Source organism: Vibrio sp. AND4 (assembly GCF_000171815.1).
Lineage (GTDB): Bacteria > Pseudomonadota > Gammaproteobacteria > Enterobacterales > Vibrionaceae > Vibrio.
This window is the reverse complement of the sequence record NZ_ABGR01000002.1, coordinates 137,074-150,416: the sequence shown is the minus strand read 5'-3', so window position 1 is coordinate 150,416 and position 13,343 is coordinate 137,074. Positions and strand designations below refer to the sequence as shown.

At 43.7% G+C, this 13,343-nt stretch carries 6 protein-coding genes; all 6 read right to left on the bottom strand.

Features of this window, described 5'->3' with window-relative positions; genetic code table 11:
* Window positions 1–75: 75 nt before the first annotated feature.
* The 6 genes from prpC to AND4_RS03350 all read right to left on the bottom strand — a co-directional run bounded on the left by prpC (window position 76) and on the right by AND4_RS03350 (window position 13,141).
* Entirely contained in the window at window positions 76–1,218 is a 1,143-nt protein-coding gene (gene prpC, locus AND4_RS03375; protein ID WP_009841500.1) for a 2-methylcitrate synthase, read from the bottom strand.
* A 130-nt stretch (window positions 1,219–1,348) separates the two neighbouring features.
* Window positions 1,349–2,245, bottom strand: a complete 897-nt coding sequence (gene prpB / locus AND4_RS03370; RefSeq protein ID WP_009841499.1) for a methylisocitrate lyase — start codon at window positions 2,243–2,245, stop codon at window positions 1,349–1,351.
* A gap of 12 nt (window positions 2,246–2,257) precedes the next feature.
* The gene (locus AND4_RS03365; protein WP_009841498.1) at window positions 2,258–2,977 is read right to left on the bottom strand and encodes a GntR family transcriptional regulator; all 720 of its coding nucleotides are present in this window, start codon (window positions 2,975–2,977) and stop codon (window positions 2,258–2,260) included.
* A 102-nt stretch (window positions 2,978–3,079) separates the two neighbouring features.
* Window positions 3,080–6,253: an HD domain-containing phosphohydrolase gene (locus AND4_RS03360; protein WP_086026779.1), complete on the bottom strand. Its 3,174-nt coding sequence runs from the start codon at window positions 6,251–6,253 to the stop codon at window positions 3,080–3,082.
* Window positions 6,254–6,540: 287 nt separating this feature from the next.
* A complete protein-coding gene (locus AND4_RS03355; RefSeq protein WP_009841496.1) occupies window positions 6,541–9,714 on the bottom strand; it encodes an HD domain-containing phosphohydrolase in 3,174 nt (1,057 codons plus the stop codon).
* 280 nt (window positions 9,715–9,994) lie between these two features.
* Window positions 9,995–13,141, bottom strand: coding sequence for an HD domain-containing phosphohydrolase (locus AND4_RS03350; RefSeq protein ID WP_009841495.1), 3,147 nt, complete (start codon window positions 13,139–13,141; stop codon window positions 9,995–9,997).
* Window positions 13,142–13,343 lie beyond the last annotated feature (202 nt).

Below are 13,343 nucleotides of genomic sequence, written 5' to 3'. Positions count from 1 at the left end.
TGAAATGGATTCGCGGTGAAAGAGACGCCCCTTGTGATTGCCATCAAGACAAAACTCACAAAGAGGCGTCACGCGCTAGCGTTGTTCGATTGGCACCCAGTCTTGATGATCCGGTCCGGTATAATCCGCACTTGGGCGAATGATTCGATTGTTCGCGCGTTGTTCATACACGTGCGCCGCCCAACCTGTCAGTCGACTCATCACAAAGATTGGCGTAAACAATTTGGTCGGAATATCCATGAAGTGGTAAGCCGAAGCATGGAAGAAATCGGCATTACAGAACAGACCTTTCTCACGCTTCATGACGGATTCCACACGCTCAGAAACCGCGTAAAGATGCGTGTCACCCACCTCTTTTGATAACGCTTCTGACCAACGCTTGATCAGTGCATTACGAGGGTCACTTTCGCGGTAAATCGCATGACCAAAGCCCATGATTTTGTCTTTGTTCTCTAGCATTTGCAGAATATTGGCTTCTGCTTCATCTGGCGTTTGCCAATCTTGAATCATCTCCATCGCCGCTTCGTTCGCACCGCCATGAAGTGGACCACGTAACGTACCGATAGCAGCCGTAATACAAGAATGAAGATCAGAAAGCGTAGAAGCACACACGCGCGCTGCAAATGTTGAGGCATTAAACTCATGCTCTGCATAAAGAATCAAAGAACAGTGCATCACCTTTTTGTGCGTTTCGCTTGGTGCTTTATCGGTAAGCAGTTTTAGGAAGTAGCCGCCAATGCAGTCTTCACTGTTATCGTGCGTTTTGATTCGCACACCATCGTGGCTGAATCGATACCAGTAACAGATGATGGCAGGGAAAAGCGCCAGCATTCGCTCAGTAGCATGGAGCTGTTGCTCAAAGTCCATTTCTTGCTCTAAATTACCCAGCATAGAGCAACCTGTGCGCATAACATCCATCGGGTGAGCATCAGCAGGAATCAGCTCTAACGCTTGCTTAAGCTCCGCTGGTAAGCCGCGCAAGCTCAATAGATGTGTCTTGTAGGCGTCTAGCTCTTGTTGATTAGGTAAGTGACCGCGTAACAGCAAATGCGCCACCTCTTCAAATTGAGCATGATTTGCCAAGTCCGTAATATCGTAACCACGATACGTTAGACCTGTCCCCGTTTTACCGACAGTGCATAAAGCTGTGCTTCCCGCGCTTTGACCGCGTAGACCTGCGCCGTCTATCTCAGCTTTTTTTTCTACAGAATGAGGCATTGTTGAACTCCTTTTCTGTCTGAATTGGCTCTCTTAATGGGCTCTTTTTAATCAGACAAGTTTCACGTTATTGGATCAGAGATTCTTAAATAGTATTTGTCTTGGGCTTCCGTTTGTTTCTTTATTGACCTTATTTACCCTCGGAGAACAGCTTGTCTAACTTATTCTCGTAGTCGTGGTAATTAAGGTGCTCATACAGCTCTTTTCGTGTCTGCATTGAATCAAGCAGCGCTTCTTGGTTGCCAACTTCTAGCAAGTGTTTATATACCATCTCAGCAGCTTTGTTCATCGCACGGAATGCGCTCAATGGGTACAAAACCATGTCGACGTTGGATTGGGCTAACTCTTCACAACCGTATAACGGCGTTTGTCCAAACTCAGTAATGTTGGCAAGAATCGGCACGTGCTTCCCTGTTGCGTCTTCGACCGCTGTCGAGAACTGTTGATATTGGTCTAGCTGATTCATTGCCTCTGGGAAGATCATGTCTGCGCCCGCTTCCACACATGCAATCGCTCGTTCAATCGCGCTATCCATGCCTTCCACCGCTAGCGCATCAGTGCGAGCCATAATGACAAAGCTCTCGTCATTACGTGCATCCACCGCCGCTTTCACTCGATCAACCATTTCTTGTTGGCTAACAATCGCTTTGTTTGGACGATGACCACAGCGCTTCTGCGCCACTTGGTCTTCCATATGCACAGCCGCCGCGCCCGCTTTTTCCATCGCCTTGATAGTGCGTGCGATGTTAAATGCGCCACCAAAACCGGTATCGATATCAACCAATAACGGCAAATCACACGCGTTTGTGATACGGTCGACATCCACCAAAACATCGTTCAGTGTCGTAATACCAAGATCTGGCAAACCGTATGATGCGTTAGCGATGCCGCCACCCGACAAATAGATAGCTTGGTGACCCAAGTTTTTCGCCATCATGGCGCAGTATGGGTTGATGGTGCCGACGATCTGCAGCGGATTGTTTTGCTCAATGGCGAGTCTGAACTTCGCCCCCGGAGATAAGCTCATGACAATTTCCTTCTAGTCTTGTTCTCTATCTTTACTTTCAGAATGTAGAAACTGTAATTCGATAAGTTTTCGGCTACCTGAGATGTGCCTTCTCATCAGCATTTCTGCCAGCTCTTCATCACGGTTGCGAATCGCTTGCAGAATGAATTTGTGTTCGTTGAGTGCTTCATTAGGACGAGATTGCGCGCGTGGTGATTGGTAACGATACATGCGCAACAAATGATACAGCTCGTCGCAAAGCAAAGAGATAAGCTTGCTGTTTCGGCTTGCTTGAATAATTCGATAATGGAAGTCGAAATCACCATGCTGGTGGAAGTAAGAAGCGCCTTCGACTTCGTCGATGTGTTTGGAATGTGTCAACAATAGCATTTCCAAGCTCACTAACTCTTCTTGAGTGATATAGCGAGCGGCAAGTCTTGCCGCCATGCCCTCTAATGCTTCACGGACTGAATACAATTCGATGAGTTTTTCTGGCGAGAAAGTGATAACACGAGCACCGACATGAGGAATACGTTCAATTAAGCCAAGTCCTTCAAGGCGCATCAAGGCTTCACGCAAAGGACCTCGACTTACATGATGTTTTTTGGCTAATTCAGGCTCTGATATTTTACTGCCCGGTTCAATGTCACCACTGACGATCGCCTCTACTAGAGATTCAGCCAGTGATGAAGACTTGGTATGTTCTCTGTCAGAAACACGTGCTTTATAAGGAAATTTCCAATTGGCATTCATATTCGAGGCAATCTCGGTGAGATGTTAAAGTGTCAACAACTTGTTTACCTGAATACAAAATAGACTATATATGTGTTGACAATCAAGAAAATTGTCGACAATTTAACCTACAAAATCGTGACATCGAGATTTAGATACATCTGGTGATTTCGCTTTTAAGTATTTTTCAATATCCACCTCATCAACCTGTTCCGCTGGCATGAACTTATTCACATATTTACGGTAAACCCCACTTTCTAAGAACAACAAAAACAAGTCCATATCCAGATGCTCGTCCACTGCCATCTTGTACATGATATCGATAGCAACACTGACTGGCTTCGCTTTCTTATATGGTCGGTCACCTGCGGTTAACGCCTCAAAAATATCAGCAATAACCAAAATACGTTCAGGGATCGACAAATCTTCGGCACTTAATCGACGTGGGTAGCCTGTGCCTTTCAGCGTCTCATGGTGAGTTGAAGCATAACGTGGCACATTGCTTAACTCCGGAGGAAATGGCAGTGCACCAAGCATTTTGATGCCGCTGATCATATGCTCGTTTATCTTAAAGCGGTCTTCCGGCGTTAACGTACCACGTGAAATGGTCAGGTTGTACACTTCACCCAAGTTGTATTGGTGTTCCGGTACTTGTACCTGGATCCCATGCTCTGGCGCGAATTCCATCGGGCGAACGCGCTCTATAATATGGTCAGGCTTATCCGCCAAAAGGTTTTCGACCACTGGCAACGTCATGTCTGATTTTGACTTAATCATTTCTTCAAACGGAGAAAGGCCAAGGTGATCATCATAATGACGTAGCCACGTTTGCTGGGCGATCTGTTTGATTCGTTCGATCTTATCGTCACTCATGAACTCACCACCCACATTGGCGTTTGCTACAAATCGGAAGTCCTCATCCAACTGCTTAACTCGCTGTTCGAAATTAGCCTGTGCCTCTTCTTTGGACAGCTCACCTGTTGATATCGCTTTCCACATGATGACTTCGGCATCGCGTCTTAGCACTTCGAAACGAGTGCGAATTTCATTGATACGATTGTAGTTGGCTTCTAACTTAGTGCCCTTGTCCACTATGTGCTCTGGCGTGGTGATTTTGCCACAATCGTGCAGCCAGGCAGCAATGCGAAATTCACGTCGTTCATCGTCATTATTAAATTTGAAGTCTTTGAACCTACCGGAGTCGCACCTTTCTGCTGCCTCAGCCAGCATCAAACCTATCTCTGGCACACGATTACAATGTCCTGCGGTATAAGGTGACTTGTCATCGATCGCTTGAGCAATAAGGCGTATAAAGGCTTCCACAAACTCTTCTTGTTGCCGTTCATGGTGCTGAATCTCTTGTATCATCGCGGTTACTGAGTCGGATAAATCGGATACCTCCTTGATACGTGTTTCTACCGGAACGAGCTTATCAAACTGGCGGTCTTTGATTTTGACGGTTTCTTTCTGCAACGCCAAAATTGGACGAACAATGTGCGAACCCACTTTCCATGCGAATGGAAATAAACACACCATCACGATAGAAGTAAACGCAATAGCCTCGGATAATCGACTGATGACAGCATCAGTTACTACCTGATCGGGAACGAGCACCGCAAAGTAATCAATTGTTCGACGGGTAGATTGCAACTCTGTGATGTAAAGAAAACGATGCTCACCTTCAATATCTACTTTAATCATCGTGTCGTGCTTGTCTCTTTGGCGTGCTTGCTCATAGACCTCTGGATAAGGAACGAAACTCCCTGTCCATAGGTTAGGCCTCAGCCACTTCTTCTCTAGCGCCACTTTTTGATCGGGTGAAATGCCCGCGATGGCTTGGTTAACCAACGCAACCACATCTTTGTCTTTCTCTTTCATAAACAGTGAGAATTCAAGAGGTGGCGCGTCGAGTACAGCGACATAAATATTGGTTAGCTTCACCAAACGTTTCATCTCAACCATAGTTAAATAACTGTCTACCAGATACTGAATATCCCCTTCGTGTAGCGCTCGCTTAGCTAGATCGAGATTAGGCTGTTCGACAATATTCAGTGTTGGATAGCGTTCAAGAAGCCATTCTTTCATGCCAAAACCAGACACAACGCCAACACTTTCATCACCCAATTCATTGAGTGACGACGGCAATGGGTTCGTTGTCTTAGCCGCAATCGCAAGTTGCCCGATAAACAGTGGATCACTCTTAATACCTAAACCCAAAGGTGAGCCCAGTACAGGCTGGAGGATATCAATCTCCCCTTCGCGATATTTCTTTTCTAACTCTCTCGAACTAAAGCCATTAACAAACCCAAATCTCATAGTCGTTTTCTGCGAAATCAGGTTGAGAACATCAACAGCATAACCACCGGGCTTACCGCTCTGAGTGTAATCATAGGGCCCCCAGTCGTTTTGGTTAGAAACCACAAACTCTCGGTCGCCTAATAAAGCCTTTTGTTGTTCACTCAGTTCCAATCGCGATGAATGAGGGATCTCCACGTCGTGTAAAGCATTAATACTGGATGCGATAACCTCACCACGAGAATTAAAAATAAACGCTTCGACACTGTCGTCTTTCTTCATCCCAAGCTCAGTAGCACCGATCTTTTCACTCAATGACGACAACACAGTATCTACACCAACAACCGCAACTTTACTGCTCACAGAATAAGACTGTCCTGTGATTTTTTGGTGCTGGAAGAGGTAAGGATCGGTTTTGTGAACGCTGTCCGATGATGCGTTGACAAACCAAGGTTGACGAGATGGATAAAAATTACTTTTCTGTTCTGTTTCGCGGACTAACTCTAGCGAATTCGAATAATACGTCGTTTGTCGCATTCGAGCTTTGCCTTCACCTTTGATGTTGATGATGACCCAACGCTCATTAACTTTAGCGCCTAGCTTCTCTCGAACTTCAGGGGACGATTCCAAGTTGATAACTTGGAAAAAGTGTTCTTTCTTATTGGCAAAATAGATACTGTAAAAAACAGGATTATCGAGCAGAGTTTGGATAAACACCCGCTTGATTTCGGATTCATTCAGATCAGAATCACTAAAATCAACAACGCTCCGTAAGACTTCAACGCTGCTGGTAGCACTTGCATCAATTTGGCGGATATGGGTACTGACGTCTTTAGCCTTCATGGTTAATCGAGTCAGGATATGTTCCTCCGACATCTGTTTAGCGAAGTAATACTGCATCCCAAGTCCGAGCAGTGCCGCCACTGCCGTAGTAATAACAAATAAACTTCCGATTGTGGATTTAATCGAAAATTTACGGGGGGTACCAGATTTAATCATCACGTAAAAGTGCCCTATGATAGCTGCAACAACACACAACTGCGCTGAGATATCTATCTAGCCTACAACATTTTTTAAATGTCTAAACTTCTTTTTCTCAGAGACTTGCGTCGAATATGAGAAAGGTGCACTTTACGCAACTAAAAGAGCAGTTCCTGTCTTGCTGACCATCGCTTAATTTGAATGTTAGTTACAGCACTTATGCACTTTCTAGTCTTGCGTGTACATCTCAATAGGCATTCGCGACACTCCCTCCTGACAGAAAGAACGAAGTATCCAAACTTTCTTCATCATGGTGTCTGATGTGTGTTTCGACCTTTAGAAGCATCTGACGATTTTTCTTTTAGGTATTTTTCAATATCCACCTCATCAACCTGTTCCGCTGGCATAAAAATGCTCGCATATTCACGGTAAACCCCGCTTTCTAAGAACAACAAAAACAAGTCCATATCCAGATGCTCGTCCACTGCCATCTTGTACATGATATCGATAGCAACACTGACTGGCTTCGCTTTCTTGTATGGTCGGTCACCTGCGGTTAACGCCTCAAAAATATCAGCAATAACCAAAATACGTTCAGGGATCGACAAATCTTCGGCACTTAATCGACGTGGGTAGCCTGTGCCTTTCAGCGTCTCATGGTGAGTTGAAGCATAACGTGGCACATTGCTTAACTCCGGAGGAAATGGCAGTGCACCAAGCATTTTGATGCCGCTGATCATATGCTCGTTTATCTTAAAGCGGTCTTCCGGCGTTAACGTACCACGTGAAATGGTCAGGTTGTACACTTCACCCAAGTTGTATTGGTGTTCCGGTACTTGCACCTGTATTCCATGCTCTGGCGCGAATTCCATCGGGCGAACGCGCTCTATAATATGGTCAGGCTTATCCGCCAAAAGGTTTTCGACCACTGGCAACGTCATGTCTGATTTTGGCTTAATCATTTCTTCAAACGGAGAAAGGCCAAGGCGATCATCATAATGACGTAGCCACGTTTGCTGGGCGATCTGTTTGATTCGTTCGATCTTATCGTCACTCATGAACTCACCACCCACATTGGCGTTTGCTACAAATCGGAAGTCCTCATCCAACTGCTTAACTCGCTGTTCGAAATTAGCCTGTGCCTCTTCTTTGGACAGCTCACCTGTTGATATCGCTTTCCACATGATGACTTCGGCATCGCGTCTTAGCACTTCGAAACGAGTGCGAATTTCATTGATACGATTGTAGTTGGCTTCTAACTTAGTGCCCTTGTCCACTATGTGCTCTGGCGTGGTGATTTTGCCACAATCGTGCAGCCAGGCAGCAATGCGAAATTCACGTCGTTCATCGTCATTGTTAAATTTGAAGTCTTTAAACCTACCAGTGTCACACCTCTCTGCTGCCTCAGCCAGCATCAAACCTATTTCCGGTACACGATTACAATGCCCTGCGGTATAAGGTGACTTATCATCGATCGCTTGAGCAATAAGGCGTATAAAAGCTTCCACAAACTCTTGTTGTTGCCTTTCATGATGCTGAATCTCATGTACCATTGCGGTTACTGAGTCGGATAAACCGGACACCTCCTTGATACGTGTTTCTACCGGAACGAGCTTATCAAACTGGCGGTCTTTGATTTTGATGGTTTCTTTTCGCAGGGCCACAATTGGGCGAACAATAGGTGCCCCCACTTTCCATGCGAATGGAAATAAACACACCATTACGATAGAGGTAAATGCAATAGCCTTGGATAATCGAGTGATAACGGCATCTGTAACTACTTGGTTTGGAATAAGCACCGCGAGGTAATCACTTGCTCCGCGATTAGACGGCAACTTGGTGATGTAAAGAAATCGATGCTCACCTTCAATATTTACCTCACTCATCGTGCCATGCTTGTCTTTTTGGCGTACTTGCGTATACACCTCTGGATAAGGAACAAAATTACCTCTCCATTGGTTCGGCTGCAGCCATTTTTCTCTTAATGCCGATTTTTGCTCGGGTGATATACCCGCAATAGCTTGGTTAATAAGCTCAACCACATCTTTGTCTTTCTCTTTCATAAACAGTGAGAATTCAAGAGGTGGCGCATCGAGCTCACCCACATAAATATCAGTTATCTTAACTAATCGCTTCACATCAACCATGGTTAAATAACTGTCTACTAGGTACTGAATGGCTCCCAAATAAAGTGCTCGCTTAGCAACATCAAGGTTTGGCTGTTCGACAATATTCAGCGTTGGATAACGTTCAAGTAGCCACTCCTTCATGCCAAAACCACCCACAACGCCAATACTTTCTTCACTCAACTCATTGAGTGATAACGGCAGAGGGTTCTTTGTCTTAGCCGCAATGGCAAGCTGCCCGATAAACAGTGGATCACTCTTAATACCTAATTCTGGGGGTGAGCCCAATACAGGCTGGAGGATATCAATATCACCTTTACGATATTTCTTTTCTAACTCTGTAGAGTTAAAACCATTTACGAACTCCAATACCATGCCCGTTTTCTGTGAAATCAGGTTGAGCACATCAACAACATAACCACCGGGTTTGCCGCTCTGATTATAATCATAGGGCCCCCAGTCGTTTTGATTCGAAACCACAAGCGATCGGTCGCCCAGTAAAGACCTTTGTTGTTCGCTCAGTTCCAATAGCGATGAATGAGGGATATCTACTTCGTTGAAAGCTTCTTTGCTGGATGCGATAACTTCACCATTGGACTTAAAAATAAAGGCTTCAACACTGTCGTCTTTCTTCATTCCAAGCTCAGTAGCGCTGATCTTTTCACTCAATGACGACAGCACGGTATCTACACCAATAACAGCAAGGTTACTTCGCACAGAATAGGTCTGCCCTGCGATTTTTAGATACTGGAAGAGATAAGGATCGGTTTTGTAAACATGCTCCGATGAAGCACCGACAAACCAAGGTCGCCGGGACGGGTAATAGTGACTTCTGTGTTCGGTTTGACGGATTAACTCTAGCGATTGCGAATAATACATCGTTTGTCTTATTCGCGCTTTGCCGTCACCTTTGATCCTGATGATGGCCCAACGCTCGTCTGCTCTTGCGACTATCTTCCCTCGTACCTCAGGAGACGATTCTAAATTGATAACTTGGAAGAAATATTCGTTTTCAGTGGCAAAATAGATACTGTAAAACATGGGATTATCGAGTAGAGTTTGGATAAACACTCGCCTGATTTCGGATTCATTCAGCTCAGAATCACTAAAATCAGCAACGCTTTTTAAAATACCCGCACTGCTGGTAGCTCTGGCGTCAATTTGGTAGATATAGTTACTGACGTCTTTAGCCTTCATGGTTAATCGAGTTAGAATATGTTCCTCTGACATTTGTTTACCGAAGTAATATTGCATCCCGAGCCCAAGCACTGCAACCACTGCCGTAGCAATAACAAATAAACTTCCTATAGTAAATTTAATCGAAAATTTACGAGGGGTACAAGATTCAACCTTCATGTAATAAAGCCCTCCGGTGGCTTTTATAGCAAACGCAGCGGCGCCATCTATCAAGATAGTCTATTAAACGAATTTTTTTAAATCTGTGTTAATTTTTTCAGAGACCTCCGTCGTATATCGAGCAAAAGGACACTTTCAAGCAATAAAATAGTCATGACGAAGTTGCGATCAATTCGTTACGTTCGCTTTCAAGCTTTGCTAAAGCAATTTGAAGAAACACTCCTTATGTCGAAAAAAATAAAAATATTTATTGAACCTTACCAAATTATAAAAACAAGCATCAGACCAATTCGTAACCTTTGAAATATTTTCGGATATCAACCTTATCGTTCTGGTTGTCTGGTAGAAAAATATTGGCATATTCCAAATACACCCCACTTTCTAAAAACAGCAAGAAAAGGTCTATGTCAATATTCTGGTCCAACGCCATCTTATACATAATATCGAGTGCAACACTGACAGGCTTCGCTCTCTTGTAAGGCCGATCTGCAGCGGTCAAAGCTTCGAATATATCGGCAATAGCGAGTATTCTATCGAGTATCGAAAGGTCTTCAGCTTTTAAACCACGAGGATAACCAGTCCCTCTTAAAGTCTCATGGTGTGTCGATGCGTAACTTGGAACTTTGCTTAACTCAGGAGGAAACGGTAAGGCTTCAAGCATCTTAATGCTACTTATCACATGCTCATTTATCTTATAACGTTCCTCTTCTGTCAGTGTACCTCGTGAAATAGACAGGTTGTAAATTTCACCGTGATTGTATTCATATTCCGGCACTGTCATCTTAATACCTAGATTTGGGTCAAACTCTATAGGCCTAAATCTACGAGTAATATGCTCTGGTTTATCTGCCAGTAAATGTTCCACAGCAGGCAAAGACACCTTCTCTTTTGACCTTTTGGTCTCTTCAAATGGTGAAAGACCTAAGCTGTCATCAAAATACCTTAGCCACTTTTGCTGCGCTATCTGTTTGATACGCTCTAACTGCTCCTTACTCATAGACTCACCACCGATATTCACATTGGCAATAAATTCAAAATCCTGAGTTAAGCTGAGTTTTCGTGCATTAAGTTGGCCTAACAACTCTTCTGGGTTCTTTTTTCCATCAATAATACTTTGGTAATAGTGAATCTCAGCATCTCTCCAGAGAACCTCGAAACGTGTCCTTATCTCATTGATTCGATTATAGTTTGCTCCTAGCTTAGTCCCCTTGTCGACAATATGCTCTGGCGTCGTAATCTTACCGCAATCGTGTAACCAAGCAGCGATCTTAAATTCACGTTTCTCGTCTTCATTCTTGAAGGCAAAGTTGCGAAAGGCTAATTTTTGGCTTTTTTCCGCGGCATCAGCAAGCATCATTGCAATTTCGGGAACACGGTTACAATGTCCTGCTGTATAAGGTGACTTATCATCGACAGCTTGAGCAATAAGCTGAACTATCGCATCTAAAAATTCTTCTTGCCGCTTCTCATGCAACCCTATTGCCTTCCCCATTTCGCATATTGACTGCGACAACTCAGACACCTCTGCGATACGGCTAGGGACAATCCTAACATCACTAAAATTACGAGCTTTAATCTTTGCAGTTTCTCTCTCTAGATCTTTTATTCTCCTGACAACTGGCGCGCCAAAATTCCAAACGAAAGGACACAGAGTCGCCATCAAGAACATCGTCGCTGTTATCGATTTAAACATATGATCGACCACTGCACTTGAAACAATATCTTCTGGTATAAGGACTGCAAAATAGTCGCTAGAGCTAAAGTGAGATTTTAGCTGTGAAATATATAAGTACTTTGATTCACCATTTATCTCTATTTTTACCATAGTATTATGTTTATCTCGCCGAGCAGCAAACTGATGCACTTCTTTGTAGGGTAAGACGCCTTCTTGCTGCCATTTAGCATCCAACCATTTCCTAGACAAAGCCTCTCTTTGTTTGGGGGTAATCTCACCAATAGCCTGATTGATAATTGCTAGCAAGTCAGCATTGTTCTCTCTCATGAACAGGTGAAATGAAACAGGTTCACGCTCGTTAAATGTAGAGATCTTGAGAGGTGTGTTATTGCCTAAAAAATCCGTATCGGATAACGTAAGTTCAGTATCGAGGATATATTGAATCTTACCGCTATCGAGTGCCTTTCTTGCCTCGTCTAAACCGGGAAACTCAATAGTACTGAGTGTTGGATAATATTCTGATAACCACTGTTTCATTCCAAAGCCAGCGACTATACCAATGTTCTCTGTGTCTATATCTTGTAAAACTCTCTGACTAGATTTAGTGTCCCTCTCTGCAACAGCAAGATAACTCTTGAAAATCGGTAGGCTCCGTTCCCCAAATGTTTTAGGATCACCCACAACGGAATGAATAATATCCAAGTGGCCTTTTTGATATTTGCCTGATAGCGTTTTAGAGTCAAAGCCATTAATATATTTCAACTCTATACCCGTCTGTTGTGCAATGAGCGCAAGAACGTCGATAGCATACCCCATTGGTTCACCTGATTGTGAATAGTCATAAGGCCCCCAACTATTTTGGTTCGATACAATCAATGAAGGTGACGATTGAATAATCGCTTTTTGTTCCTCTGTCAGTTTTAGTGGAACTGACTCGGGAATTAAGATGTTATCCTGAAGTTTTGTATTAGAGGCTATCACTCCTCCCCTCTGGTTAAATATAAATGTCTCCGCGCCGCTATTTGGCAACAAACCGAGCTCCAATGGAACAATCTTATTTTCAACGGAAGATAAGACAATATCGATACCAATGACGCCTCTCCCGCTGCGTACTGAGTATGTTTTGCCGGTAGTTCTCAAATTTTGGAAGAGATAAGGAGCCGTCTTAAAAACTGACTCTTGTGAAGCTTTTACAAACCAAGGTCGACGAGATGGATAATAATCACTGATCTCGTTGATTTGTCTCGTAAGCTTAAATTCTGAAGTGAAATAATAACTTTGTTTGACCCTAGAGCCGGGATCCCCCGAAATTTTTACAATCACCCATCGCTCTAGTGCAGCTGCTCCGAGCTTTTTCCTGACGATAGAAGAAGACGCCAAGTTGATAACTTGGTAAAAATCATCGTTATCTAGTCCGAAATAAAGACTGTTGAAAAGAGGGTTGTCAGTTAGGACTCGAATAAAAATATCTCTAATTTCCTGCTCTGAAAAAGTGTGGTCTGTCGATAACGCCACACTCCGGAGCAATTGTGCACTGCTGATCGCATTACTCTCAACACGCTGTAAATAATCGCTCACTTGATCCGAAGCGACAGAGAGCTTTGACAGTACATAATCTCGTGAAGTTTGTTTGCCAAAATAGTATTGTAGACTGATAGCGAAAGCAGCGGTGATAGTGGCTGTAATTAGAAACATACAACCAATGGTAGACTTTATTGAGAACTTGCGCGAAAGTGCCGAAGGTAGTTCCATCTCCTGTTGCTCTCCAATGGCATTAAATGAATGTTTGTAGACCCTTTAACCACAATTATATTATGCAACTCAACACGCATTATATCAATGACCTGTCCTGTAAAATATGACTTGGAAACGGTTTTATATTCAAAGTGTGTCATCAAAAAATCGTCACAACTTAATCAAAACTAACCACTGACTAAACTACAAAAATGCCACC